General features: G+C 74.2%; 25 protein-coding genes and 3 pseudogenes. 19 read left to right on the top strand and 9 right to left on the bottom strand.

Going from position 1 to position 25713, the window contains the following annotated elements; all coding sequences use genetic code 11:
• The first annotated feature begins 88 nt into the window (after positions 1 to 88).
• A complete protein-coding gene (locus QC029_RS04700) occupies positions 89 to 3028 on the top strand; it encodes a LuxR family transcriptional regulator (RefSeq protein ID WP_279554085.1) in 2940 nt (979 codons plus the stop codon).
• A gap of 183 nt (positions 3029 to 3211) precedes the next feature.
• Here QC029_RS04700 and QC029_RS04695 read toward each other — a convergent pair whose 3' ends face one another.
• Entirely contained in the window at positions 3212 to 4063 is an 852-nt protein-coding gene (locus QC029_RS04695) for a metallophosphoesterase (protein WP_279554084.1), read from the bottom strand.
• Positions 4064 to 4600: 537 nt separating this feature from the next.
• On the opposite strand from QC029_RS04695, the pseudogene QC029_RS04690 reads away from it, so the two are divergent.
• A pseudogene (locus QC029_RS04690) lies at positions 4601 to 4762 on the top strand (DUF4287 domain-containing protein); the annotation flags it as partial.
• 188 nt (positions 4763 to 4950) lie between these two features.
• Complete coding sequence (locus tag QC029_RS04685; protein WP_279554083.1) at positions 4951 to 5481, top strand: pyridoxamine 5'-phosphate oxidase family protein; 531 nt, start codon at positions 4951 to 4953, stop codon at positions 5479 to 5481.
• An 88-nt stretch (positions 5482 to 5569) separates the two neighbouring features.
• On the opposite strand, the gene QC029_RS04680 is transcribed toward QC029_RS04685, so the two are convergent.
• Positions 5570 to 6769: an NAD(P)/FAD-dependent oxidoreductase gene (locus QC029_RS04680; protein WP_279554081.1), complete on the bottom strand. Its 1200-nt coding sequence runs from the start codon at positions 6767 to 6769 to the stop codon at positions 5570 to 5572.
• Between the two features lie 113 nt (positions 6770 to 6882).
• Complete coding sequence (locus QC029_RS04675; RefSeq protein WP_279554080.1) at positions 6883 to 7827, bottom strand: RNA polymerase sigma-70 factor; 945 nt, start codon at positions 7825 to 7827, stop codon at positions 6883 to 6885.
• A 534-nt stretch (positions 7828 to 8361) separates the two neighbouring features.
• Between QC029_RS04675 and QC029_RS04670 the strand changes: the two genes are divergently transcribed.
• The 6 genes from QC029_RS04670 to QC029_RS04645 all read left to right on the top strand — a co-directional run bounded on the left by QC029_RS04670 (position 8362) and on the right by QC029_RS04645 (position 12807).
• Positions 8362 to 8796: a DUF6228 family protein gene (locus QC029_RS04670; protein WP_279554079.1), complete on the top strand. Its 435-nt coding sequence runs from the start codon at positions 8362 to 8364 to the stop codon at positions 8794 to 8796.
• Positions 8797 to 9255: 459 nt separating this feature from the next.
• Positions 9256 to 10107, top strand: coding sequence for a phytanoyl-CoA dioxygenase family protein (locus QC029_RS04665; protein ID WP_279554078.1), 852 nt, complete (start codon positions 9256 to 9258; stop codon positions 10105 to 10107).
• A gap of 219 nt (positions 10108 to 10326) precedes the next feature.
• Complete coding sequence (locus QC029_RS04660; protein ID WP_279554077.1) at positions 10327 to 10944, top strand: TOPRIM nucleotidyl transferase/hydrolase domain-containing protein; 618 nt, start codon at positions 10327 to 10329, stop codon at positions 10942 to 10944.
• Positions 10945 to 11301: 357 nt separating this feature from the next.
• On the top strand, positions 11302 to 11439 hold the full coding sequence (locus tag QC029_RS04655) for a hypothetical protein (RefSeq protein ID WP_279554076.1): 138 nt from the start codon (positions 11302 to 11304) through the stop codon (positions 11437 to 11439).
• A 16-nt stretch (positions 11440 to 11455) separates the two neighbouring features.
• A complete protein-coding gene (locus tag QC029_RS04650; protein WP_279554075.1) occupies positions 11456 to 11923 on the top strand; it encodes a cupin domain-containing protein in 468 nt (155 codons plus the stop codon).
• A gap of 380 nt (positions 11924 to 12303) precedes the next feature.
• Positions 12304 to 12807, top strand: a complete 504-nt coding sequence (locus QC029_RS04645) for a MarR family winged helix-turn-helix transcriptional regulator (RefSeq protein ID WP_279554074.1) — start codon at positions 12304 to 12306, stop codon at positions 12805 to 12807.
• Between the two features lie 514 nt (positions 12808 to 13321).
• On the opposite strand, the gene QC029_RS04640 is transcribed toward QC029_RS04645, so the two are convergent.
• The gene (locus QC029_RS04640; protein WP_279554073.1) at positions 13322 to 14212 is read right to left on the bottom strand and encodes a helix-turn-helix transcriptional regulator; all 891 of its coding nucleotides are present in this window, start codon (positions 14210 to 14212) and stop codon (positions 13322 to 13324) included.
• A 204-nt stretch (positions 14213 to 14416) separates the two neighbouring features.
• On the opposite strand from QC029_RS04640, the gene QC029_RS04635 reads away from it, so the two are divergent.
• The 3 genes and pseudogenes from QC029_RS04635 (at position 14417) to QC029_RS04630 (ending at position 16681) form a co-directional block, all read left to right on the top strand.
• Positions 14417 to 15433: a zinc-dependent alcohol dehydrogenase family protein gene (locus QC029_RS04635; RefSeq protein WP_279554072.1), complete on the top strand. Its 1017-nt coding sequence runs from the start codon at positions 14417 to 14419 to the stop codon at positions 15431 to 15433.
• 30 nt (positions 15434 to 15463) lie between these two features.
• A pseudogene (locus QC029_RS31060) lies at positions 15464 to 15623 on the top strand (cupin domain-containing protein); the annotation flags it as partial.
• A 290-nt stretch (positions 15624 to 15913) separates the two neighbouring features.
• The gene (locus QC029_RS04630; protein WP_279554071.1) at positions 15914 to 16681 is read left to right on the top strand and encodes an SDR family NAD(P)-dependent oxidoreductase; all 768 of its coding nucleotides are present in this window, start codon (positions 15914 to 15916) and stop codon (positions 16679 to 16681) included.
• Positions 16682 to 16823: 142 nt separating this feature from the next.
• Here the strand turns inward: QC029_RS04630 and QC029_RS04625 are convergent.
• A pseudogene (locus tag QC029_RS04625) lies at positions 16824 to 17357 on the bottom strand (Tn3 family transposase); the annotation flags it as partial.
• A 144-nt stretch (positions 17358 to 17501) separates the two neighbouring features.
• Positions 17502 to 17900 (bottom strand): hypothetical protein, encoded by a 399-nt coding sequence (locus QC029_RS04620; RefSeq protein WP_279554069.1) that lies wholly within the window; start codon positions 17898 to 17900, stop codon positions 17502 to 17504.
• Between the two features lie 229 nt (positions 17901 to 18129).
• On the opposite strand from QC029_RS04620, the gene QC029_RS04615 reads away from it, so the two are divergent.
• Together QC029_RS04615 and QC029_RS04610 are read left to right on the top strand one after the other, a co-directional pair.
• A complete protein-coding gene (locus tag QC029_RS04615) occupies positions 18130 to 19122 on the top strand; it encodes a helix-turn-helix transcriptional regulator (RefSeq protein ID WP_279554068.1) in 993 nt (330 codons plus the stop codon).
• Complete coding sequence (locus tag QC029_RS04610) at positions 19115 to 19783, top strand: peptidase inhibitor family I36 protein (protein ID WP_279554067.1); 669 nt, start codon at positions 19115 to 19117, stop codon at positions 19781 to 19783. Before QC029_RS04615 ends, QC029_RS04610 begins: the two co-directional genes overlap by 8 nt.
• A gap of 103 nt (positions 19784 to 19886) precedes the next feature.
• Here QC029_RS04610 and QC029_RS04605 read toward each other — a convergent pair whose 3' ends face one another.
• Positions 19887 to 20099 (bottom strand): DUF397 domain-containing protein, encoded by a 213-nt coding sequence (locus QC029_RS04605; RefSeq protein WP_279554066.1) that lies wholly within the window; start codon positions 20097 to 20099, stop codon positions 19887 to 19889.
• The gene (locus QC029_RS04600; RefSeq protein WP_279554065.1) at positions 20096 to 20938 is read right to left on the bottom strand and encodes a helix-turn-helix transcriptional regulator; all 843 of its coding nucleotides are present in this window, start codon (positions 20936 to 20938) and stop codon (positions 20096 to 20098) included. Before QC029_RS04600 ends, QC029_RS04605 begins: the two co-directional genes overlap by 4 nt.
• A 160-nt stretch (positions 20939 to 21098) precedes the next feature.
• Between QC029_RS04600 and QC029_RS04595 the strand changes: the two genes are divergently transcribed.
• Positions 21099 to 21263 (top strand): hypothetical protein, encoded by a 165-nt coding sequence (locus QC029_RS04595; RefSeq protein ID WP_279554064.1) that lies wholly within the window; start codon positions 21099 to 21101, stop codon positions 21261 to 21263.
• Between the two features lie 138 nt (positions 21264 to 21401).
• The gene (locus tag QC029_RS04590) at positions 21402 to 21620 is read left to right on the top strand and encodes a hypothetical protein (protein WP_279554063.1); all 219 of its coding nucleotides are present in this window, start codon (positions 21402 to 21404) and stop codon (positions 21618 to 21620) included.
• Positions 21621 to 22587: 967 nt separating this feature from the next.
• On the opposite strand, the gene QC029_RS04585 is transcribed toward QC029_RS04590, so the two are convergent.
• Positions 22588 to 23487: a LuxR C-terminal-related transcriptional regulator gene (locus tag QC029_RS04585; protein ID WP_279554061.1), complete on the bottom strand. Its 900-nt coding sequence runs from the start codon at positions 23485 to 23487 to the stop codon at positions 22588 to 22590.
• Positions 23488 to 23942: 455 nt separating this feature from the next.
• On the opposite strand from QC029_RS04585, the gene QC029_RS04580 reads away from it, so the two are divergent.
• The 3 genes from QC029_RS04580 to QC029_RS04570 all read left to right on the top strand — a co-directional run bounded on the left by QC029_RS04580 (position 23943) and on the right by QC029_RS04570 (position 25589).
• The gene (locus tag QC029_RS04580) at positions 23943 to 25061 is read left to right on the top strand and encodes a hypothetical protein (RefSeq protein WP_279554060.1); all 1119 of its coding nucleotides are present in this window, start codon (positions 23943 to 23945) and stop codon (positions 25059 to 25061) included.
• The gene (locus QC029_RS04575; RefSeq protein ID WP_279554059.1) at positions 25058 to 25387 is read left to right on the top strand and encodes a hypothetical protein; all 330 of its coding nucleotides are present in this window, start codon (positions 25058 to 25060) and stop codon (positions 25385 to 25387) included. Before QC029_RS04580 ends, QC029_RS04575 begins: the two co-directional genes overlap by 4 nt.
• Positions 25388 to 25466: 79 nt before the next feature.
• Positions 25467 to 25589, top strand: coding sequence for a hypothetical protein (locus QC029_RS04570; RefSeq protein WP_279554058.1), 123 nt, complete (start codon positions 25467 to 25469; stop codon positions 25587 to 25589).
• The last annotated feature ends 124 nt before the right edge of the window (positions 25590 to 25713 follow it).

The following is a 25713-nucleotide window of genomic DNA, read 5'->3' as shown; positions in this document are numbered from 1 at the left end:
AGGAACCCGGCCCGCGGGACCCGGCCCAACGGAGCGGCGGCACGCGCGGCGGGCCTTCCGGGGTGAACGGTCGGCGGGAGGCGGAACCGTGGAGAGACGTTCCTTCGAGACGGGATGCGACACGGGGGCGGCCGACGAGGACGGGTTCGTCGGGCGGTGCGAGGAGGCACGGCGGCTGCGGGGAGCGCTGCGGGAGGGGCCGGGCCTCACGGTGGTGCGGGGGGAGACCGGGACAGGGGTCTCCCGGCTGGTGGACGAGGTGCTCGGCGGGGCGGAGTTCACGGGATGGACGCACGTGCGCGGGGCGTGTCCCGACACGCCGGACCCGGTGCCGCTCGGGCCCGTCGCCGACGCGCTGGCCGGGCTGCCGCACCGGCCCGGGGTCCCCGGCCGGCCGCTGCCCCCGGTGACCGGGGCCGTGGGCCTCGTCGTGCCCGAACTGGCCGACCGGCTGCCGCGGCCGCCGGAGTCGGCGGCCGACCCGGAGGTGCGGCGCGGGCTGCTGCCGCGCGCGGTCGGGGCGCTGCTGGCGGCGCTCGGGGACGCCGTGCTGGTCGTGGAGGACGTCCACCGCGCCGACCCCGCGACCCTCGGCCTGCTCCACCACCTGATGGACGCGATGCCGCCCCGGCTGCGGCTGGTCGTCACCGAGGACGCCGCACCCGGACTGCCGGTCCTGGGCGTCCGCGCACCGGGGCGGGTACGGGTCGAGGAGATCGGCGTCCGGCCCTGGACGCCCGAGGAGACGGGGGAGTTCGTCCGGCGGTGGCTCGGCGCCCGCCGGCCGGAGCGGATGGCGGAGCGGCAGGACGTCACCGCGCTCGTGCACGAGCTGACCGGCGGACTGCCCGGGGTCGCCGGGGCGCTGCTGCGGGCGGCCGGGGAGAGGCTGCGGGCGGGTGAGGGGGGCGGGCCGCGGGCGGGCTCGGTGCTCGCCGCCGTACGGGAGGCCGGAGTGCCCCCGTGCGTGCGGCGGGAGTGGGAGCGGCGGTGCGCGCCGCTCACCGAGGACGCGCGGCGGATCGTCGAGGCGGCGGCCGTCCTCGACCGGGCGGTACCCGTCGACGTGCTCGCCGAGGTGGCGGACGTCGCACCCGGGCGGGCCGAGGCGGCCGTGGTCTCGTGCGCAGGCCGGGCCGTGCTGCGGGCCGACGGGCCGAACCCCGCCTTCCGGCACCCGCTGGACCGCCGGGCCGCGCTGGCGCGGGTGCCCGGCCCGCGGCTGGCCCGGCTGAGCCTGCGCGCCGCCCGGGCACTGCACCGGGGCGGCGGCGGTCCGCTGCCGCTGGCCGACCTCGCCCGGCTGTACGGGGCCGCCGGGCGGGTCCGGGAGAGCCTGCGCTGCCTCGTCGCGGCGGCCGACCGCGCGGCCGCCGCCGGCGACTACGCCACCGCCACCAGCCTCTACACCCGGGCCATCGCCGAGTACCCGCGCAGCGCGGGCCGTGTCCGCACCGCCGCGAAACTGGCCCGCACCGCGCAACTGGCCCGCGCCGGCGAGCAGGTGGTGGCCGCGGTACGGCGGGTGCTGGACGAGGACGACCCGCCGCCCCGGCTGCGCGGCGAGATCCGGCTGCATCTGAGCGTCGTCCTGCGCAACCAGAGCGGAGGGGCGCTGGACAGCCTCAACGAGGTCGCCCGCGCCATCCCCGACCTGGAGGCGTCCGACCCGCAGACCGCCGCCCGCGCCATGGCGGTCGCCGCCATCCCCTCCATCAAGGGCTGGCCCATCGACCGCCACCGGGAGTGGCTGGACCGCGGCGAGGCGCTCGCCGAGCGGGTCACCGACCCGGTCGCCCGGGCCGCCGTCGCCGCCAACCGCGCCACCGCGCTGATGCTGCTCGGCGACCCCCGGGCCTGGGCCGCCGCCGAGGCGCTGCGCGGCCCGGCCGGGACCGCGATGGAGGCCGCGCACCACGCCCGGGGCTGGACCAACCTGGCGCACGCCTCCAGCGCCCTCGGGTACGGCGCGCGGGCCCGCGAGTTCCTCGACCGGGCCGCCGACGGGCTCGCCGACACCAGCAGCCCCTACGTGGAAGGGCTCACCCAGACCGCCCGCCTGGTGCTCGCCTGGCACGAGGGCCGCTGGCACGGCCTGCACGCGGCCGCCGACCGCACCGCCCGGCTCTACCAGGACATACCCGACCTGACCGCCGAGGCCGTGCTGGTCCGCGGACTGACCGCGCTGCACGTGCTCGGCGACGTCCCCCGGGCCCGGCGCGACCTCGCGGAGGCCGCCCGCACCACCTGCTACGACACCGGTTTCATCCTCACCGCCTCCGCCGCCGCCACCGCCCGCATCCACCTGGAGGCCGGACGGCCCGGACAGGCCTGCGAGGCCATGGAGGAGACCCTGCACCGGCTGGAGCGGACCGGTGGCTGGGTGTGGGCCGGGGAAGCGGTGCCCACCGCCGTGGAGTCCCTGCACGGCAGTGGGCAGACCGCGCGGGCCCACCGGCTCGTCGCCGACTTCGCGGCCGGGACCGCGGACCGCGACGCGCCCGCCGCCCGGGCCGCGCTGACCGTGTGCCGGGCGCTGCTCGCCGAGGCCGGGGGACGGCCGGACGAGGCCGTCGGCCTGCTGGCCGACGCGGAGGCGCGGTGGCGGCGGCTCGGCCGCCCCTTCGACGCGGCCCGGGCGGCGGAGGCCCGCGGGCGCTGCCTGCTCGACCTGCGCGGGGAGGCGGCGGCCGGCGGCGTTCAGGAGGTGGTCGAGGTCTACCGGCAGCTGGGCGCCCGCTGGGACGTGGCCCGCTGCCAACGGCTGCTGCGCCGCCACGACATCGTCACCACCCACCGCCGCGGCCGCCTCGGCTACGGCGACCGGCTGTCCCCGCGCGAGCAGGAGGTGGCCCGTCTGGTCGTCCAGGGGTGCGCCAACCGGGACATCGCCGAGAGCCTGGTGCTGTCCACCCGGACCGTGGAGCACCATGTGGCGCGCATCATGCGGAAGTTGAACGTCACGTCCAGGACCGACATCGCCCTGGCGGGATGGGAGGACGGCGGGGCGGGAGCCGACCGGCGGTAGGCCCGCCGCGGTCGTCACGCCGGCGTCCGGCGTCACCGGTCGGCCGCGGCGGCCCCGGCACCGTCCCCGCCCGCCGGTGCGGGACCGTCTGCGCCGCGGGTCCGGATCCGCCCCGTCCGCGCCGCCCGGACCCACGAGGCTCCGCCCCGTCCCGCTTCCGTGCCGGGACCGCCGCCGTCCGCGTCATGCGCCGGATTCCCCGGGACGGGGCAGGATCTGCCGTGCCAGGTCGCTCCTGAGCCCGAAACGGCGCCACTCCCGGGGGTAGCCGAGGGAGACCTCCTCGAACGGCACGCCGTCGTACACGGTGCTCCGCGGTATGTGCAGGTGTCCGTAGACCACCGCCTTCACGCCGAACCGGGTGTGCCAGTCGGCGGTGCGCACGGTCCCGCACCACTGGGCGAACTCCTGATGGGTCAGCACCTCGGTGGGACGGCGCACCAGCGGCCAGTGGTTCACCAGGACCAGCGGCAGGTCGCCCGCCACCTCCGTCAGCCGCCGTTCGGTCTCCTCGACCCGCGCCGCGCACCACGCCTCCCGGCTCGGGTGGGGATCGGGGTGCAGGAGGTACTCGTCGGTGCAGACGATGCCCGCCTCGTGCGCCTTCAGCAGCGACTCCCGCACGGTCGTGGTGCCGGGCGCCAGGAACGTGTAGTCGTAGAGCAGGAAGAGCGGGGCGATCCGCACGGGCCCGCCCGCTCCCGTCCACACGGGATAGGGGTCCTCGGGGGTCAGGACGCCGAGCCGGCGGCACAGGGCCACCAGCCGGTGGTAGCGCGCGACGCCGCGCAGCCCGTCCTCCTCCTGCCGGACGGTCCACAGTTCGTGGTTGCCGGGGACCCAGATCACCTGGGCGAAGCGGTCCCGGAGCAGGCCCAGGGCCCACTCGATGTCCGCCGTCAGCTCCCCGACGTCCCCCGCGACGATGAGCCAGTCGTCCGGCGAGGAGGGCTTCAGCGCCTCCACGATGCGACGGTTCTCGGCATACCCGACGTGCAGGTCGCTGATCGCTCGTAATGTCCCCTGCGTCACCACGGCCTCAGCCTAGTGGGACCCCGTCGGCTCCGTCAGGCCTGCCCGGGTCCCGTTGTCATGTGCGTCCCGCCGGGCGGGGCCGGCGGCGGACGGCGCGGACGCCGGTCCAACCCCTCGGGACGTCCCGGGGAGCGTCGAGGGCCTGGTGGGGTGGGTCCCGCTCGGGTGTTCCCGGCGGAGGGAGCGCTTGGGCCCGGCCACGACGAAGTCCGGCAGCGGGGCGGGAGCCCGCGGCGTGTGCGGGGCGGGGCGGGGCGGCGCGCCTCGGGGTCGGTGTCGAGCCGCAGCGCGAACTCGGCCGCTCCCGCCGGGTGTTCGGTGCCGGAGAGCACCGCCGTGGTCGCGCCGCCCCGCTTCCCGGCCCGCCGGTCGCCGGCGTTCCACTGCGGCGTCGGGGCCACCGCCCCAGTGCCCGCGGTCGACTCGGCGTCGTCCCGGACGGTGCCCCCGGCTCGGCGATGGCGCTCTCCACCGCCGCCCGCCGGAAGGAGCACGAGCGGGTACAGCGGGCCCGCGCGGGCCGCGCCGCCCGGGGCGCCCTCCGTCGAGAAGGAGTACGGCCGCCCGGTCACACACCGGAAGGGCCTCGCCCGCGCATCGCCCCTGACCGGGCACAGGGAGCTCGTCACCTGGCTCAAGACCGAACACGGACCCGGTCACGGGCGCGCGAACGCGCTCCTCCCCCCACCGGGGCGGTGAACACCGGCGCCACCGGCGGGCGGCCCTCGTGGCAGGGACACGGCCAGGGCGCCCACGCGTTCGGCGGCGTCCGTGAAGCAGAGGAGGAAACACGACACAAGGTGTCCGGTTTCGGGGCGAGCATGGCCCCACCGGCCGGCGTCGACGGCGGACGCGGGCCGGGACTCCACGGACAGACAAGGACCCCGATGCGCGAAACACCGGAAGACCTCAGTGAACTCCAGGCCCTCCTCGACTCCTCGCTCTCCCGCTCCACCTCGCACCTCCGCTCGATCATCACCGCCGGGAGCACGCTGACCGCGGAGCGACTCACCCGGGTGCTCACCGGCATGTGCACCCTCGCCCTGGCCACCGTGACGGCGAGGGGCGAACCGCGGATCAGCGGCGTGGACGGGCACTTCCTGCACGGAAAGTGGCACTTCGGCACGGCGCGCGGCGCCGCCAAGGCCCGTCACCTCGCCGCGCGGCCCGCCGTCAGCGCCGCACACCTGCGGGGTGAGGACCTGGGCGTGTTCACGCACGGCACGGTGGAGATCCTCAACCCCCGGGACGGCGAGCCGGCCGCGGACTGGCCGGACCTGCTCGCGTACTTCAAGGACTTCTACGGCGACGACGCCTTCGACTGGGACGACGACGTGGTCTACTACCGGCTGCGTCCGCACTGGATGACCGTCTACGCCCCCGACGTCGCGAAGCTCACCGCGGCGGCCCGGTCCTGACCGCCGGCACGGGCCGAGCGCGGACCGGAGCCCCGGCGGGCGGTGAAGCGGGCGCCCCGCGGCGCGGGCGCCCGCTTCACCGCGCGGGTCAGGCCGATGCCCCGAGGGCCGAACCCGGCCGGGCCGCTTCCCGTACGACACGGCGGCGGCGGGTCGGCAGGCCGAGGGTCGGGTTGGCGACGCCCCAGACCGCGCCCTTGCAGACCAGTTCCTTGTAGACGGCGGCGAGCCGCCCGGTCAGGGCCGCGCTGACGGCCCGGTCGTCGGCGGTGACGTACTGGATCAGGCCCTCCCCGCGGCCCAGCGAGATGCACTGGTTGAAGTAGCGGATCGGCACGCTCGGAAGCTTCCCGCCCGTCAGGCGCGCCGCGATGGCGTCGGCGGCCTGCCAGGCGGTGGGGACGCCCGAGGCGCACGACATCCGCAGCGGCTTGTCGCCGGGGCCCATCGCCAGGGCCGCGTCGCCGACGGCGTACACGTCCGGGTGCGAGACCGAGCGCATGGTCCCGTCGACCACGATCCGGCCCGTGCCGGTGGTCTCCAGGGCGGTGGCCCGCGCGATCGGGTGGACCGCGAAGCCGGTGGTCCACACGGTGACCGCGGCCGGGACGGTCCTGCCGTCGGCGGTCGTGACGCGGTCGGCCTCGACACCGGTGACGGCGGCGTGCTCGTGCACGGTGATGCCGAGCCCGCCGAAGACCTTCCGCAGGTGCCGGCGGCCCTTGTCCGAGAGCCGGTCGCCGAGGCCGCCGCGGGTGGCAAGGGAGACGGCGAGGTCCGGACGGGCCTCGGCGATCTCGGTCGCGGCCTCCAGGCCGGTGAGGCCGCCGCCGACGACGACCACGGGCTGTCCGGCCTCCAGGGCGGCCAGACGCCCACGCAGCCGGAGCGCTCCGGTCCGGCTCGCGATCTCGTGGGCGTGCTCGGCGGCGCCGGGGACGCCCTGGTCGTTCCGGCCGCTGCCGAGGGCGTACACGAGGGTGTCGTACTCCAGTTCCCGGGCGCCGCCGTTGGCGTCGACGACGGCGACGGCCCTGCGGTCGACGTCGACGCCGGTGACCTCCGCGAACCTCAGCTCGACGCCGGTGCCCGCGAACATCTCGCCGAGGGGCCGGGGCCTCAGGTCCCGGCCGGCCGCGAGCTGGTGCATCCGGACCCGCTCGACGAAGTCGGGCCCGGCGTTGACGAGGGTGATGGCGACGTCGTCACGGTGCAGCCGCCTGGCGAGGCGGCCGGCCGCGGTGGCTCCGGTGTATCCGGCGCCGAGGACGATGATGCGGTGCTCCATTTCCCTGCTCCTGTCTGCGCGGTTTCGCCCCTTGAACCGGGCAGCGCGCCGCTTCCTGACAGGAACGCGATGTGAAGCGGATCACATCGGGGGCGGAACACCTCGCATCGCGGTCAGAAAGCGCGGAACAGGGGTTCACCGCGATCGGCGGACGCCCACACCTCGGTCGCGCGTTCGAGCTTGTCGGGGTTGACCTGGTTGCGGAACGCGGCGATGCCCTCGGCGGTGACCTCCGGGCACATGACGCCGATGACCCGGCCGTCGACGACCGCCACGACGGCGGGGCCTGCGTTGGCGGTCGCGATGTAGACCTCGAGCGAGCCGCCGATGAGGGCGCGCTTGGACCGTGCGGGTTTGAACAGTCCCCGCATGAACTTCGCGACCGCGAGGGCCCCCTCGAACGGCTTGGCACGCGCCGGCACCTTCCCGCCGCCGTCGCCGATCGAGACGGCGTCGGCGGTGAGCAGCCGCACGAGCGGCTCGGTCCTCCCGCTGGTGGCGGCCGCCAGGAACTCCTCGACGATCCGCCGGGCGGCGGCCTCGTCGATCTCGGTCCGGGTCCTGCCGTCCGCGAGGTGCTTCCTGGCGCGGTGGAGGATCTGCTGACTGGCGGCCTCGGTGACGCCGAGGATCTCGGCGATCTCCCGGTGCGGGTAGGCGAAGGCCTCCCGCAGCACGTACACCGCCCGCTCGTTGGGGGACAGCCGCTCCATGAGGGTGAGGACCGCGTACGAGACCGACTCGCGCTGCTCGGCGGTGTCGGCCGGGCCGAGCATCGGATCCCCGTCGAGCAGCGGCTCGGGGAGCCACTGGCCCACGTAGGTCTCGCGCCGCGCGCGGGCCGAGGTGAGCTGGCTCAGGCACAGGTTGGTGAGCACCTTCGTCAGCCAGGCCTCGGGGACCTCGATGCGCGCGACGTCGGCGGCCTGCCAGCGCAGGAAGGTCTCCTGCACGGCGTCCTCGGCCTCGCTCGCGGAACCGAGGAGGCGGTAGGCGATGGCCTCCAGACGGGGCCTCGCGGCCTCGAACCGGTCCACGTCCTTCGCGGTCAGCGACATAGCCCGGATCCTAGCCGGGCGGCGCGGCAGGCCCGGGGGCCCCCCGGGGCTCACGGACTGCGCCGGGGCAGGGGCCGAGCCGACGGCCTGCTGGTCGGCGCTCGATGCCGAACTCGCGGCGTCGCCGGGCACCGAAGCCGCGCCGGGCCGCCGGCAGCGACGTGACCACGCGCCCCGGCACACGGCGGGGCGCGGCACGCGGACCTTCGGGCGGGAAGGCGCCGGGGGCGTCAAGGACGCCGGGCCGGCCGTGCCGGAGGCCGGGCTTCCGCGGGCGGTGGGGCGGTGGGGCGGTGTCAAGCCGGCGGCGTGAACTCCACGCACGTCCGGGACGAGCAGGCCGTGCGTGCACCCCGCGACCCGGGTCGCCCGTCGCGGAGGAGAAGGGCGCCGCGGCCCTCCACGACCTCCCGCGTCGCTGACGCGACGAGAGCACCGACCAGATCCTCCAGGCCAGGGCCCCTCTCTCCGCGGCGACCCCGGGCCGCGGAATCGCGATGCCGCCACCTCGTCGACGTCCGTATCCTTCGGCGGGTGAGTCTGATCGAGGCGGACCCGGGGCGGGTCGAGCTCGTCGTGCGGGGGCCGGGGGCGTCGGCGTCCTCCGTCCGGCTGTCCGACTGGTCGCGCGCGGATGAGTACGAGACCGTCTTCACGGTGGAGGCCGTTGCCGACGGTGTGCGTGCACGGCTCGAGAACGTGACCGTCACCGTCTGGGACGAGATGGGCGAGTTCTTCGACGGCCTCGCGCGCGACTTCCGCGGTTGGGAGGGCGAGCGGGTCTGGGTCAACAACCACCTGGTCGTGACGGCGGCCTTCGGCTCGGGTGGTCATGTGCGTCTGAGCTGGACCCTGCGGTCCGGACTCTTCCCCGAGGACTGGGAGTGCACGGTGACGACCGTGATCGAAGCCGGTGAAGGAATGTCGGCTGTCGCCGCGGACCTGAGGGAGTTCCTGCGCCAGGGGTAGTCCGCAAACGCGTGCGGCTCGCGCGAGCCGGCCGGGGAAGCCCCGTCGGAAGCCGGGCCGCCGGGCCCACGCTCGGAGGAGGTCCACCGAGCCGTACGCGGCGGGCCGCGGGCCGGGCGTCGTCGCGACGACGCCGACGGCGTCCATGACGGCGACGGACGGCGCCCACGGCGGCGGACGGCGGTGGACGGTCATGAACCGGAACCTGCCCTCGCAGACTGGCCCACTTCCCCGCTCCGGTGACGTTCCACCCGGCAGGGCGGCCGGGGCGGCCTCGCCGAGGGGTCGGTCAGCGTGGCCGGCCGGTGCGGCCCGCCCGCGTCTCCCCCGCCACGGCCGCCGTCCCCCCACCACCACACACACCGCACCGGCGGTACCAGGGATCTTCCGCACCCCTGTTGCAACGTTGTAATCCTCCGTGCACCATGAGGCCCACCACCGACGGCGAGGAGGCGCATCATGGGGTCGCACGTGTTCCCCGGGGTCAGCACGAGCGAGCTGGACGTCGACGTCACGGCCGACGTGTCCGCCCTGTACGAGGACGGCATCACCGCCCGCAGGGGCGCCTTCCCCGTGCCGTGGGCGGACCGGCTCCGCGAGGATGTCGACGCCGCTTTCGAGGAGGCCCTGTCCCGCCCCGGCGGCGCGGTCGGACGCGGGCCGAACCGCTACTACGTCGAGATCCACCCCGAGCAGATCGACGGCTTCGTCGAGCTCGTCGACCACCCCTGGGTGCGGTCCGTGTGCACCGCGGTCCTCGGGCCCGACTACCGCATCGTGGAACTGGGCTTCGACGTCCCGCTGGCGGGCGCCGTGGACCAGCCCTGGCACCGGGACTTCCCCATTCCCGAGGAAACCCGGCGCGAGCGGCGCCTCACCTCGCTCGCCTTCAACGTGACCACCGTCGACACCGCACCGGACATGGGGCCCTTCGAGATCGCGCCGGGCACCCAGTGGGACGACGGCCCCGACTTCGAGCACGGCATGTTCCCGCCCAGGTCGCGCTACGGCCGCTACCTGGAGCGCGCGGTGCGCAAGTACCCGCAGCGCGGCGACATCTCCGCCCGGACGGCTCTGACGATCCACCGGGGCACGGCCAACGAGTCCGCCAAGGCCCGTCCGGTCCTCGTCCTCGGCGTGGACGGCCCCGAGGCGACCAACGGCGAGCGGCACGACATGGCGGTCACCCGCGGGTACTGGGACGCGCTGCCCGACCGGGTGCGCCGGCACCTCGACTGCCCCGTGGTGGAGGAGCTGACCCCGGTGACGCAGAAGCACACCATCGAGGGCCTGGTCATGGGCGACGCCTGAGCCCTCGCCCACACGCCCGCGGAGCCGCGCCTCGGCCCTGCCCGACCGGGCGGGGCCGGCCGACCGCCAGACCTCGATCACCACCGGGGCGAACCGGTCTCCCCGTGTCGGCGGCGGGGAAGGGGGGCGTCCGTCTGGTTCGCGGTCGCGGGGCGGCGGCCGGGGCGGCGGCGGAAATTCCCTACCGCGGCGGCCTAGAGAGGGTGGAGACTCGTCCCCATGGCCGACATGGGGACGTTCCGGGAGGCGGTCGCCGCGTGGGCGGCCGGTGGCTCCGGCGCCCCCGCCCGTGAGCTGGCCGCGCGGCTGTCCGTCCGGGCGGTCGTCCTCCTCGAAGGGCCGAGCGACGTCGCAGCGGTCAGCGCGCTGGCCGCGGGCCGCGGCCGGAACCTGGCGGCCGAAGGAGTCTGCGTCCTGTCGATGGGCGGCGCGATGAACGCCGGACGCTTCGCCCGCCTCCTCGGGCCGCCCGGCCTGGGCCTCCGCCTCACGGGGCTGTGCGACGAGGCGGAGCGCCGCTACTACGCCTCCGGCTGGGAGCGGGCCGGTGCGGCGCGGCAGGGGTTCTTCGTCTGCGCGGCGGACCTGGAGGACGAGCTGATCCGGGCGCTGGGCGTGGCACGGGTGGAGGAGCTGATCCGGGCGGAGGGCGATCTGCGCGCCCTGCAGACCTTCCTGCGCCAGCCCGCGCAACGGGGCCGCCCCGCACAGCAACAGGTGCGGCGCTTCCTCGGCACGAAGAAAGGGCGCAAGATCCACTACGGTCGCGTCCTCGTCGAGGCCCTCGCCCCGGATCGCACGCCCGCCCCGCTGGACGGCCTGCTCACCAGCCTCTGACCGGCACCGCCCCGCCCCGCGAACGGGCGGGGTGAGGAGACCCCCTGATCCGTCGCCGCGCCGGGCGAGCCCGGGCGGCATCCTGCGATCGCCGGTCGCGCACGGGGTCCGGCCCGGCGGGTGTGGCCACGGGGCCGGGATCGCCGCGGGCGGCCCCCTCCGCCCGCGGCGTACGGCCGACCGCGGGGTCCGGCGCGGACCGGCGAGCGGCACCGGATCGCCGACGGCGCGCCGGAGCCTCCGTCGACACCAGGGGCGTGCCGTCCCGAACCTTTACGTTGCCAGCCACGCAAATGCGCGCTACGTTTATGTGGTCGGCCACGCAATTGGTCGGCGGACGCCGCCCTGGAGTGCGCCGTGACCGCTTCGACCACGTCCCACACACCCACTCGCCCGCCCTGCGCCCCGGAGCCCGGTGCGCTGCTCGCCGACAGCCCGCTGCCCACCGCCGTCGCGGCCCGCGCCACCTGGGTGCGCCGCACCCTCACCGCCTGACCCGGAGGAGAAACCGATGACCATGGCCTATCTGGCGCAGCCCGAGCAGCAGCAGAAACTCGAGTGGCTCGACGGAGGGACGTTCTCCGTGCTGCTGGACGAGGACGCCACCGAGGGAAAGCTGACCGTCGGCCGGTTCGACGTCGCCAGGGGCGAGGCCCCGCCGTTCCACCTGCACACCCGCGAGGACGAGGTGTTCCTGCTCCTCAAGGGCTCCGCACTGGTGTGGTCCGGCGAGGAGGAGCACGAGCTGCGCGAAGGGGGGATCGTCTACCTGCCGCGCAACGTCCCCCACTCCTACCGGATCACCTCCGACCGCGCGGACCTCCTCATGATCGCCACTCCCGGCGGCATCGAGGGCATGTTCCGCCACGCCGGCCGCGACCTGCGCACCCCCCGCCCCGAGGGCTTCGAGATCCCCAGGGCCCTCCTGGAGGAGGCGGCCGAGCTCTACGGCGGCATCGTCCTCGGCCCGCCGCGCTGACCCCGTCGCACCCGTCACGGCCCACCGGAAGGCCACCGGGCGGCTCCCCTTCGCCGGGCGGCCTCGACGACACGGCGGGACGCGGTCCGGCGGCGAGCCGCGAGGTGGGCGACGTCGCCGGTGAGCCGGTGAGCCGGTGACAGCGGTCGACGAGGGGCTGCCGCAGACCCCGGCGCGGGCTGTGGACGGCCGGGCCGACACCGCCGGCGTCGCCGTCGCCATAGCCATAGCCATCGGCGCCACGTCACCGGCCGCCCCCGGACCGGCCGAGCGGGTACGCTCCGGAACGCCGCCGAACACCCCGGAACCGGCCACCTTCCCCGGCGGGGGGTGCGGCAGACCGCACCGGCCACCCCACCCACGCCATCCGAGGAACAGCGATGACCGCCCCCGAACCCCAGACCCAGATCCAGGCCCGGATCCAGACCCCGAGTACGGCGCGCAACGGACGGCTGAGCTACGCGGTCTTCCAGCTCGCCCGCGCCCACCGCGGCTACGGGGCGGCCATGCTCCGCGACATGGAGCTGCACCCGGGGCAGGAACTGCTGCTGATGCAGCTCTTCGACCGGGACGGGCAGACGCAGTCCGAGCTCCTGGAGAGTGTCGGCCTGGACCACTCCACGGTCTCCAAGTCCCTGCGCCGCATGCAGGACGCCGGGCTCCTCACCCGGGAACCGGCCGAACACGACCGGCGGGCGATGGTCGTCCGGCTCACCGACAAGGGCCGCGCCATGGAGAAGCCGATCGCGGCCATGTGGGAGACCCTGGAGGAGAACTCCGTGCGGGATCTGGCGGCGGACGAGATCGAGGCGTTCATCGGCATCGCCCACAAGATCGAGAGGGCGCTCAAGGACCGCCGTCGCACGGCCGGTGAGGAGGGCTGAGCCGGACGACACGGCACGACACGGGCATCCCGGCCCTCGCTTCGGGGTGCCGCCGGTTACCGGAGCCGGACCCGTGGTGTCACGAGAGGCCGGCGGTCCCTGAGCCCTGCGGCATGCCGGTGGGATCGGCCTCGGGGAACACCGGTGGAGCCGGCGGCCCTGCCGGGCGTGTCGAGGGTGACCGGCGGCTCCGGGGCCGGGCCGTCCTCGTGCTCGCTGCGGCTCGGGGGCCGCTACGACCGCGTCCGCGGGGTGAGGCGGACGCCGCCGCTCCGATACAGGAACCGACGGGCGTGCCGCACCGGCGCCCCGAGCGCCCGCCCGGTCAGGCCGAACGGCCGCCCCTCGCGCCGGCGTCTCCGGATCTCGTCCTGTCGAGCCGGCGAGAATCCGTGGTCACGCGCCTGTGCCTCCACGATCGCATGATCATCCGTGGGTGGTGCGTCGATCACCGGGCGCCGTCGTCTGCCGACAGGGCCGACGTGATGAGCGCGGGTACCGCCGGGCGGGACCGTCACCCGCCGGAGTGTGGTGCGGGTGCGGGGGTCCGGGGCGTGGCGGCCCAGGAGGCGAGCAGGCGCAGCCTCTCTTCGGACGCCGTTCCGGGTTCGGCGGTGTAGATGGTGAGGGTGAGGCCGGGTTCGGCGGCCATCTCCAGCCCTTCGTAGGCGAGGGTGAGGTCGCCGACGGCCTGGTGGTGGAAGCGTTTGGTGCCGGTGCCGTGGTGGCGGACGTTGTGTGCGCCCCAGCGGGTGCGGAAGGCGTCGCTGCGGGTGGACAGTTCGCCGACGAGGTCGTGCAGGTCCTTGTCGTGGGGGTTGCGGCCGGCCTCGGTGCGCAGGATGGCCACGGCAACGTCGGCGGCGGCGTCCCAGTCGGGGTGGAAGCGGCGGGAAGCGGGGTCGAGGAACTGGAAGCGGGCCAGGTTCGCCTGGTTGTGCGGATCGGCGTAGACGTCGGCGTAGAAGGCGCGTGCGAGCTGGTTGGCGGCGAGGAGGTCCATGCGGCCGTTGCGGACGAACGCGGGCCCCGCGGTGATGGCGTCGAGGGTCCACCGCAGGCTGCGGTGCGGCTTCCACTGGTCCTTGGTACGGCGTCGGCGGGGCCGGGTGAGGGTGTCGGAGCCGACAGCGGCTCGGGCCAGGTTCACCAGGTGGGCGCGTTCGGCGTCGTCGAGCCGGAGGGCGCGGGCGACGGCTTCGAGGACGGCCGGTGAGACGCCGGCGAGATTGCCGCGCTCCAGCTTCGCGTAGTACTCAACGCTGACGTCGGCCAGCGCCGCGACCTCACTCCTGCGCAGCCCCGGGACACGGCGCCGGGGACCGGAGGGCAGCCCGGCCTGCTCAGGGGTGATCTTGGATCGCCGCGAGGTGAGGAACTCACGGACCTCTGCTCGGTTGTCCACACCTCGAAGGTACGACCTGGCCGGCCGCGGAGGGATGTACTGCCGGTACACCCCTCGTCAGTGACTCGCTGCGCGCGCGAGGTACGGGTTACCTGGGTGGCGCGGCGTCCTCCCCGCTGCTCCTTCGATCTCGACAGAGCGGGAACGCCGGCACGCGGGCCGCCCGGAGCGGTCCGGCCCCCTCGTACGTAAGGAAGATCCCGCATGCGCGGCGCAGTGATCCACGCCCCCGGCGACGTCCGCTTCGAGACCCTGGACGACCCGAAGATCCTCCATCCCACCGATGCAGTCATCCGTACGGCCGTCACCTGCGTCTGCGGCTCGGACCTGTGGCCCTACCGGGGCGCGGAGCCGATCGGCGACCCGCACCCGATGGGGCACGAGTACGTCGGCTTCGTGGAGGAGGTCGGCAGCGAGGTCACCTCGGTGAAGCCCGGGCAGTTCGTCGTCGGCTCGTTCGCCACCTCGGACAACACCTGCGCGAACTGCCGCAACGGCTTCCCGTCGAACTGCCTGCACCGCGAGTTCATGTCCACCTGCCAGGCCGAGTACGTCCGCATCCCCAACGCCCAGGGCACCCTGGTCGCCACCGACGGGGTGCCGGACGAGGAGTTCTGGCCGGGCCTGCTGGCGGTCTCGGACGTGCTGGGCACCGGCTGGTGGGCCGCCGACGCCGCCGAAGTCGGGCCCGGCTCGACCGCCGTGGTCGTCGGCGACGGAGCGGTCGGCCTGTGCGGGGTGATCGCCGCGAAGGAGATGGGCGCGGAGCGGATCATCGCCATGTCCCGCCACGAGTCCCGGCAGAACCTCGCCCTGTCCTTCGGCGCCACCGACATCGTCGCCGAGCGCGGCGAGGAGGGCGTGGCCCGGATCAAGGAGCTGACCGGCGGAATCGGCGCCGACAGCGTCCTTGAGTGCGTCGGCACCACCGAGGCCGTGCGGCAGGCCCTGCACTCGGCCCGCCCCGGTGGCAGCGTCGGCTTCGTCGGCGTCCCCCACGACGTCGCGGTCGACGGGCAGGAACTGTTCTTCTCCCACGTCGGCCTGCGCGGCGGGCCTGCACCCGTACGCCGCTACCTGCCCGACCTCGTCGACCGCGTCCTCACCCGCCGGATCGACCCGGGCAGGGTCTTCGACCTCACCCTGCCCCTGGAGCAGGTGGCCAAGGGCTACCAGGCGATGGACGAGCGCCGCGCCGTCAAGGCCCTCCTCACCCCCTGACCCACCGACCGCCCGAGGGGCGGAGGAGCGATCACGCAGATCACCCGCAGCTCGATCGACACCGCCAAAGGCCCGGCCGACTGGTTCACCGGGGACTCTGCGTCGACCCCGTCGCCGCGGCGGACCGGTGGAAGTCATCCGGCCCGGCGACCGCGTCCTGTTCGAAGCCGACGAGGAGCACGGGCACGGCACCGGCGCCCGACCCTCTCCCTGCGCGGGTACGGCCCGGGCCACCCGGGTCGTGGGCGTCATGGTGGGCGGCCTGACCGGACCGGCCCCGGTCGGCGCCGCCTCCGCCATCCTCACCCTCCTGCCGCTCACCGCCCTCGCCCTCAGCGGTACCCGACGGCACGCCCGGTTCGCGGCCCAGCGCACCGCCCTGGCCCGCGTACGGGACCACGGAACAGCGCCTGTGCCGTCCGGGCACCGACACGCCTCCACGCCACAGCCCACCTCGCCTCTCGGCGGGAGAGGAACGACATGAACCCCACCTACGACTTCACCGGCCGGGTCGCCTTCGTCACCGGCGCCTCCTCCGGCATGGGTCTGGCCGCCGCCCGCGCCTTCGCCGAAGCGGGCGCCGCCGTCGGCCTCGCCGACATCGACGAGAACGCCGTGCACAGGGCGACGAAGGAACTCACCGACGCCGGCCACCGGGCCCTCGCCCTGGTCTGCGACGTCACCGACGAGGACCGGGTCGCCGCTGCCGTCGACCGGACGGCGGAGACCTTCGGCCGCCTCGACATGGCCTACAACAACGCCGGCGTCATGCCCCCGCCCGCCGACGCCGCCGACGAGAGCGCCGACCAGTTCGACCGCGTCCAAGCCATCAACCTGCGCGGCGTCTGGGCGAGCATGAAGCACGAACTGCGCCACATGCGCGACCGGGGCAGCGGCGCCATCGTCAACTGCTCCTCCCTCGGCGGCCTCGTCGGCAACCCCGGCCGCGCCGCCTACCACGCCACCAAGCACGGTGTGATCGGCCTGACCAGGAGCGCCGCCCTCGAATACGGCCCCCGCGGCGTCCGTATCAATGCCGTCTGTCCCGGCACCATCAGCACCCCCATGGTCGATGCCATGGTCGAAGGCGGAGAACTCGACCGCGACCAGGCCGGAGCGGGCCAGGCCGTCGACCGGCTCGGCACCGCCGAGGAGGTCGCCCAGGCCGTCCTGTGGCTGTGCAGCCCCGGCGCGAGCTACGTCACCGGGATCGCCCTGCCCGTCGACGGCGGCTACACCGCGCAATGACGGATTCCCGTCGTTGACTCCGCGGGCCGGCCGATCGATCGCACCATCAACCCGGTGAGCCGTCCTCGTCCAGCTCCGGTACGTCCGGGTCGCGCGGAGGCCGCGGGACGCCGGCGGCCGGGACCGAGGCGGTGAAGCCGCAGCGGCCGAGCAGGCTCAGGTTCTCGTGCTCGAGCGGGGAGAGCCGGGCGATGTCCTCCTCCCGGATCTCGTGGCCCTCGGCCCTCGGCCCTCGACCCTCGGCCTGGAGCCGGGTGACGGCGGCGTCGATGTACCGGGTCGTCCGGAGCACGATGGCGTTGAGGACCAGGCCGAGCGCGCCGGGCTTGTCGACGTTCGGCTTCACCCGCCCGTCGTCCTGCACCTCGACGGAGACCTTCGCGGCTGGTCCCGCCTCCTCCAGCCGTTCGGCGAGCTGCTCCCACCCGGCGTCCAGGCCCCGGTGCAGCCGCTCCGGCGCGCACACCGCGTACGCGCGCCGGTCCACCGCGCCCTGCGGCAGATCGGGGTTGGCGTACACCGCCTTGCGCCACGCGGGCGGCACGGGCCTGTCCTCCACCTCGCGCGGGAGCAGCGACTTGACGCCCACCTTCCGCCGCGCCAGCGCCGGCAGGCCGCGGACCCCGGCCAGGACCCGCTTGCCGGCGTTCGCCGCGTCCAGCGCCTTCGGCTCACCCGGCAGTTCCGGGAGCGGTGACGGCTCCGGGGGCCGGGCGGCTCGCCCGCGGCCGGGCGAAGGCGGCGACCGCCCGAGGTCGGTCCACCGGCCCCGCGGGAGTGGCGGACGACGCGGCGGGCGCGCGGGCTTTCCCCGGCGCGACTACCGTGCGGGCGTCTCGAGGCGGTTGAAGCCGGTGAGGCGGGGCGAGACGGTGAAGGGGAAGGACTCGCCGCCGGGGGTCCTGAGGGCCGCGACGATGTCGTGGTCGGGTTCGCCGAACACCTCGAAGCGCTGCACGGTGCAGTGCTCCATCACCTCGCGGATGTACGGGTCCGACAGCCGCCAGTGGGCGCGGACGGCATCGGAGTCGCGGTAGAGCTGGAAGCTGTGCGCGAGCATCCGCTCCTCGTCGATGAAGACCTCCACCATGAGCTGGGGGCCGTGCTCCCGGGCGAACGCCACCGCCCGCGCGACGGCGTCCCGGAAGCCGTCGAGATGGCCGTCGGCGATGCGCATGGTGTTGCGGAAGAGGATGGTGCCGCTGTTCGTGATCTCCATGCGCCGAGTGTCGTACCTGAACCGAGGTTGAAGTCAAGGCCGCGGTCCGGCCGGGTGCCCCGGCGGTGACGGCCAGGCGTCAGCGACTCACGCAGTACCGATGAGCTGCGGTTTCGAAGTCGGACGACGCTCGATCCCGTACTCGTTTATCCCACATCAACCATTTGGGTACGCGGGTCCTTCAGCCTTGACCGTACGCATTCAGCATCCACGACATCGGGGGAAGCCGTTGCTGCGGATCCACTTCACCGGTCAGGACCTGGAGAACATCCGGATCGCCCGGAGCCCCGACCCGCTCTGGGAGATCGTCTGCAGCATCTGCCGGCTCCAGACCAAGGAGGGCCCCCTCGCCTTCGACCCGTGGCGGCGGATGGTCCGTGCGCGCGTCCAGCGTGGCGGAGCACCTCGCTGGGCGGCGCGGACGCTGCGCACCCTGGTGCCGCACGGCACCTACATCCCGGACTTCCTGACCCCGCCCCTTGAGGGCGAGAGCATCAGCCTGGCCGCTGGAATCGACCGGGTGCAGGCCGCCCCCCGCCGCCAACTGCGCCGCGAGATCGCCATGTTGACGACAGCGGGCGAGAAACCCTTCGCGGGCGCGGCGCTGGCACGGGGCGACGTGGAGGCGCTGCGTCTGCTGGGCGACGGACTGCGGACCTACCACGAAGCGTTCCTGGCGCCCGCGTGGGACCGGATCGGCGCGGCCGTCAGCGCTGACGTCTCATGGCGGTCCCGTGCCCTGGTGACCGGCGGGACACGGGCCCTGCTGGACACGTTCCGGCCCATGGCGGTGTGGCGTCCGCCCGTCCTGGAGACGGACTACCCGGTCGAACGGGATCTGCGGCTGGAAGGGCGCGGCCTGCTGCTGGTCCCCTCGTACTTCTGCTGGCGGCGGCCGATCACCCTGATCGACGAGGGCCTGCGGCCGGTGCTGGTCTACCCGGCGGACAAGGCGGTCGCCCCGGTCCCGGCTGCCGCCGCCACCGAACTCACCCGGCTCGTCGGCCCCACACGGGCTTCCCTGCTCCACGAGGCGGCGGCGCACGACTGCGGCACCACATCGGAACTGGCGGCGGCGGTGGGCGTCTCCCTGCCGAGCGCCAGCCAGCAGTTGGCGGTGCTGCGGGAAGCGGGACTGCTGACGAGCCGCCGCGACGGCAAGCACGTGCTGCACACGGTGACGCCGCTGGGGCGTCGCCTGCTGAGGGTTCGATGTGGCTGAGACCAAAGAGTGGTGCGCGACGGGTGCCCGCGGCCCGAACCTGCTGGTGAGGGACAACCGCAACGGAGGGAACCGCATGAAGCCCATGACCAAGACCACGAAGCGCACGACGGCCCTGCTGTCGGGTATGGCGCTGGCGATCGGCGTCGGCAGCGGCGCCGCGGTCGCCACGGACCGGGCCGCACCGCCGGCCGAGTCGGTGTACGCGGCTGAGGCAGGCGCCGCGGGGCTCACGGCCCGGCAGGCGGCCCGGCTGCAGGACCGGGTGGACGCCCGCCTGGCGGACCTCGGGGTCCCGGCCCTGCAGGTGAACTACAACGAGATCCGGACCGAGGACGGCAGCGCGAGCATCACGCTGTCCTCGCCCGGCGCGGCGGCCGACAGCAGCTGTTCCTCCGGCTACCTGTGCCTGTGGTCGGGCGACTTCTGGGACGGCGACAAGCTGTCGTTCTACAAGTGCGCCTTCCGCGACCTGAGCGACTACGGCTTCAACGACCGCCTCACCTCGTACAAGAACAACCAGAGCTCCGGCACGAGGGCCAAGTTCTACAACTGGCAGGGGTCCTGGGTCTACAAGTTCGACAGCCACGCCTACCACACGGAGGACGACCTCCAGAACACCCCCTGGGACAACATGATCGACGGGGTCCGGGTCTGCTGAGAGGCTGCCCGGGACCGGGCGCCGGCCGCAGTCCGTGAAACGGGTCTGTGCCCTGTGCTCCCGAGGCCGTGTGGGAGCACAGGGCACAGGCGCGACGCGAGCGTCAGACGTGCGAGCGGGACGCCAGGCCGAGGAAGGACGCCCACGCGTCCGGGCCGACCGCCAGGCCGGGCCGGGCCGTGTCCTTGGAGTCCCGTACGCGGACGATTTCGGGGCGGGTGGCGACCTCGACGCACTGGCCACCTTCGTTACTGCTGTAGCTGCTCTTGAACCAGGCCAGTTCCGCCGTGCTCGGCTTCGACTCTCGATCCCTCATGTCTCTCCCAGCAACCTCTCGACGAAGGCCATCGACTCACTCGGAGTGAGCGCCTGAGCACGGATGATCCCATACTGCGCTTCGAGTTCGCGGACCGACTTTCGTTCCGTGTACAGGGTGCTGGACCTTTGCACCTCGGCATAGGCGATGCGTCGGCCCTCGCGAGTTTCGATCAGGCTGAACGGCCCTGCCAGCCCGGCGTGTTCCTCGCGGTCCGTCGGCATCACCTGTACGGCTACGTTCCGCCTCCGTCCGATGTTGAGGATTCGCTCCAACTGGTCCCGCATGACGCCGAGGCCACCGATGGGACGTCGTAGCACCACCTCTTCCATGACGTAACTCATCAGCGGTGCAGATCCCTTGTCGAAGATCTCCTGTCGGGCCATGCGGGCCGCCACGTACCGCTCGATCGTCTCCTCGTCCAGCGCGGGTTGGCGCATCTCGAAGGAGCATCGCGCGTACTCCTCTGTCTGCAACAGTCCGTTGACCACGTGCGTGTCGTAGAAGTGCAGTTGTTCGGCCTCGCTCTCCAACTTCGCCGCGCCCCGGAAGAAGAGCGGGTACCGGGTCTTGCGGATCTCCCCCTTCATCTCCTTGAGGACGCCGCTCGCGTCCAGCACCTCGTCGGCCTTGTCGATGAACTGGTCCGGCGGGATGCGGCGTCCCTGTTCGAACGCGGCGATGGTCATGGGCGAGTAGCCCGTCGCCGAGCCGAGTTCCTCGCGGCTCGTGCCCACGCGCATCCGGAACCGCTTCACCTGCCGGCCGAACGCGTACAGCACCCCCGTACCGCGTTCGAACCCAAGCTGTGTGTCGTCGTCCGTCTCGTGTTCGCTCACGTCGTGTCCTTCCACACAAGCCGCAACGCGGCAGAGCCGCGCCGCGACACGGCTCGGAGCGCATACAGAGACCGCCGGGACGCGTACAGCCGGCCCCCGTGGGCCCCTCGGCCGCCGGCGTGGGGGCAACTGCCCGGCCGTGCCCGGGCGTCCTCGAGGCATGACGCCTTCGAGTCCCGATCCCTCTCCGGCACCGGTCTTCTGGCCGCACTGCGGCCGGGGGGCCGACCCCGGGGCCGATCCGACGGGCTGCCCGGGCATCCTCCTCCCCGAGCGGCTCACATGCCTGGCCGTCCTCGCCGTCCGCAACCGCGTCAAGCGCTGACCGCGAGCGGCGCCTGGGCGCCTGGGCGCGTCCCGTCGTCGGCCCGCCCGGCGGGTGGGCCGGCTCCCGCAGCGCGGCTGCCGGAGCCGCCGGCTTCGAGAGCCGCGACGGCCGGCAGGCCGGCACGGGAGAGCCCTGGTGGCGGTCGCCACCGTCGTCGCGGCGCTCGGCGGGCCGGTCCTCGGCACCAGAGCCGAGCAGCGGACCGCCCGAGAGGAGTGGCGCGCCGCCTCGGACGAGGAGAAGGCGTACGCCGAACGCGTCGACGTCCACGGGCACCGGTCGAGCGTGGTCGTCGTGAACGACAGCACCCGCGTCATGAACATGCGCCTCGTCCTCCGGGACCCGGATGCGTGATGGAACCTCGATGCACCGCCTCTCTATTGACAGGTCGACAGGTCGACATCGGCAGCGGACTCCCCACGGCTTCGATGTCCGGGGAACAGCCGTCCCTGCGTCCGGCGGAGAAGGGCCTCCTGCTTCTCCGCCTGGAGTTCATGAGCCGGAGGGCAAGGTCTGGCCGCGCGACAGCGGGGGCGGCGTGTCCCGTTCCAGACCGTGGGAACAGGCTCCGGAGGGGGTGCGCACGGCGAGCCCCGAGCCGTGCGCACCCGGTGAAATCCCCCGGCCGGCCCCCGCGGCTGCGCCGGTGGTGCCCCGGCACACCGGCTCGGACTCGTCCGCCGACCACAGGAGGGGGCCGCCCACCGGGGCCCGCCCCCCGGGCTCCGGTGCGCGGTGGGCGTGCCGGGGCGCGGGGGCGCGTGGCGGTGCTCCGGCGGCGGGACGGTTCGGGGAACAGCGCCTCGATCTCCACCGGGCGTTCGGGAGTGGTGCGTGACGGGGGAAGTCCTCCGCTCATTCGTTACCGGGGCGGAGCCGTCCGTGCTCCGGCGGCGGGATTTCCCAAGGAGCCGGTGAGTTCGAATCCCCGGCCGGCGCACGTCTCGAAAAAATAGCTTGACGGGAATCGGTTCCACCCCCTCCTGAATGACCCTGACGGAATACTGGACGATCTCTCCCTCTTTCACCGCATTGAAGGCTTTTTCTCGAAGTCGTCCCTCATGCGCGGTGTACTGGTGGGATCGTGCGTCGGCGTCCGGGCCGTACGCGGAGTCGGGACCGGCGCCGGCTCCTCCCGGGCGGTGCGCGAGCAGGCGTCCCCGCGCCTCGTCGACGAGCGTGCCGTTTCCCCGCCGGCCCGGCGGCCGTCGACCGCCGGCTCCCGTCCCGGTGTCCGGGGTCTCACGGCGGAACGGCTCGGCGGGGCGCCTCCCCGGCACCGGCGCACCCCGGCCTCCGCTCGGGGGCACAGCCTCCGGCATCACCGGGCCGGGCCCCTCAGGAACCGCGCGGTGTCCCGTCCCGGCGCCCTCCCGGCCTTCCCGGTCCCCGCCGGGGACGAGGCCGGTCCGGCCGCGCCCGACGCGCCGCCCCGGCCCAGCAGGCCGAGGTCGCGTGCGCGCAGGACGGTGGACAGGCGGTCCGACGTGCCCAGTTTCCGGTAGATGTTTTCGATGTGCTTGTGCACGGTCCGGTGGGAGATGCCCAGGCGGCGGCCCATGGCGGTGGCGGACAGGGCGTCGCCCAGCAGGGTGAGCACCGTGATCTCGCGGGGCGTCAGCCCGTACTCGGCGGAGAGCCGGGAGGGGTCGGGGGCCTGGGGCCCGGCGGGCTGGGAGGCCCGCCAGCGCAGCAGGTGCCGCCGGTGCGCGTCGGCGCCGGCGATGAGCGGCTGGACGCGGCGGGCGTACTCGCGCTCCCGGTCGGTGAACTCCCTGTCGCGGTGTATGAGGAAACCGCGGACCGGCCTGCGGGAATCCGGCAGCGGCAGGCCCAGGACGTCGCGGGTGTCGAACGCCCGCCGCGCCAGGCTCCGGTTCTCGCTGTTGCGCCACGCCGTCTCGCCGACGATGTCGACGGCCGTGAGCGGGGCCCGGTCGGCGGAGGCGCCGTAGTGGTCCGCGAAGGGATAACCGTCACGCACCAGACGGCGCGTCACCTCGTCGAGGGACTCCTCCTCGGCCTCGCCGGGCTTCCACGCCCGCACAACTCCTTCACGTGTGGTCCAGTTCTCGTCCTTGACCAATCCCAGAGTTCCACTTAACGCGCGGAGCAGTTCCTCCGTGAGCAGCGGCCACAGGTCGGACGGCTCATGGCTGCGGAGTATGTTCACAGCCAGGTCGAGCATGTGCTCGTAGTCGCGCGCCGACAGGATCGCCATCTATTTCCCTTCCCCGTCCATTCGCACTTGTGCGTATGTCTTCCGCGGATTCCCCCGTGCACCATGGATGCGACGGGTCCGGCGGGCAAAGGCCCACCGGAGCCGGAAAGGGGGAAATCCTTTGCCCTGTACCAGTGAAGTCGCGACGGCCGCCGATAATTCCTCGCCGGGCACGGGAACCGTTCGCGGTCGCCGCCCGTCCCGCCGCGGAACCGCTCGGCGGCGCCTCCCGGCCCGCCGACCCGGTGGCGGCGCGCGCCACCTCACCGGTGCACACCCGCGACAGCGCCCGCTCCCGCGGACGGCGACGCTCCGTCCGCGGACGGAGCGGTGAACGACCACCGACGCGGACGAACCATCGGCTTCCGGCGAGCGGTCGGCCGCCCATGCCAGGTGACCACCGCGTCCGCACCGGCCCGGTGCGGACGCCACCCCTGACCAGTGGTGAGGAAGAGATGAAGACCTATGCCGGTCTCGCGGACCGGATCGACAGGGAACTCGCCGTCGGCCCCTTCGGCGACGCGGACGGGTTGCTGCGCGACAAGGAGCTCTACTACACGGGGGTGGCGTGGGCGCACGCGATGGAGGCCCCTCCGCCCTGGAACGGCCCCGAGGGAAGCGGGTTCGACCCCCTGCCGTCGAGCTTCGGCCGCAGCGCGCTGGACATGGTGCGGCAGCCCCCGGTGCCGTTCCGGACCCTGAGCGACTCTCCGCTGCCCGACCTCGGAAGCCACCGCCGCACCCGGGCGCGGAGCATCGTCCGTCGCCGCGCGGCGGAGGGGGACCCCGGGCTGCTGACCGACTGGGCCGCCGACCCGGCGCCGTCGGCGGTGCTGCGCGTCGCCCGGGAGGTCCTGGCCTACAGCGGGTTCACCGGCGCCATCGACCCCCACACGCCCTCGTCCGGTGAGGCGGCGGCCGTCGACACGGGGCTGTCCACCGCGCACGCGCTCCTGCCCGCCGTCGCCGCCACGACGTTCCCCTTCGTCTCCACCGTCCTCGTCCTGCGGTGCTCCATCCCCAGCATGCACGCCGTGCAGCTCCCCGAAATGATCATGGTCAGCCGGGAACTGCTCGCACGGCCCTCCCCTGTCGTCGGGGAGGCGCTGCTCCACGAGTCGCTCCACGAGAAGTGGAACATCGCCCGCCTCACACGCCGGCTGATGGCCGACGGGTACACCGACGCGGCCAGCCCCCGGGTGTACCTGCCGTGGTCCCCCTCGGACGGCGGGCGGCGGAACTTCAACGCGGCGCGGCTGCTGTCCACCCTCCACGTCTACGCCCACCTGGCCGCCTACTACGTCGCGGCGCTCGGCGCCGCGTCCCCGTCGGCGCCGGAGACGGCCGACCTGGCCCGTCGCGCCCAGCGCAACTTCGAGCGCGCGGCCTTCCTGGAGAGCGCCCTGCGCTTCGAGCGCGTGGACGGGCAACTGGGCGCCGACGGCCGGGCGATGCGGGACTGGCTGGCCTCCGCCTGCCTCCGGCCGCTCCAGGACACGCCCGGCGAACTGTCCCTCGACTGGCGCCCCTTCCCCGTGCCCGACATGACCGAACAGGAACTGGTGACCGCATGAGCCGATCCCCGGCCACGACCGACCCGTTCGCGGCGACCGCACGCGTCCTCGTGACGACGCGGGGCGAGCACCGCCTGGAACCGATGTCCGTCAAGGGACGGTACTTCCTCTTCGCGAGCCGGCCGCCCCTGGCCGTCATGCTCGACGCCCGGACGGTCCTCGCCCTCAGGCTGTGCGAGGACCGCCCGACGGTGGGTGAGGTCCTGACCAGGCACCGTGAGCTGACGCGCGCACGGGGCGTGTCCGAGCAGGCGTCGGACGAGAGCGTCCACGCCGCCCTGACGGCGCTGCGCGCCTCGGGGGTCATCGACGTGGTGGACGCCTGAGCGCGTGCCGCCGCTCCGAGGACACCGCCGGCCCGTCCGGGCGGGCGGAGGGACGAGCCACCGGAAGGAGGTGATTGGCATGGAGAGCACCCTCAGCATCGAGGAGCTGGTGGGCGAGGCCCTGGAGTCCGAGGACCTTCCCCAGGCGACCGTGGTCGCGCCCGAGGTCCAGGCGTCCGCGCAGTACCCGCAGCGCGCCTGACCCTCCCCCGCCCATGGCGGCGGAAGCGGCGCGCGGTGTGCCGGCCCCGGCCGGCACACCGCGCGTCCGTGGTCCGGGGCGGAGCGCCCGGGGCCGGGGGTCCGGGGCCGGAGGTCCGGGACGG

Source organism: Streptomyces sp. DH37 (assembly GCF_029813835.1).
GTDB lineage: Bacteria > Actinomycetota > Actinomycetes > Streptomycetales > Streptomycetaceae > Streptomyces.
The sequence above is the reverse complement of the archived record's forward strand: the minus strand, read 5'-3'. Positions and strand labels throughout refer to the sequence as shown.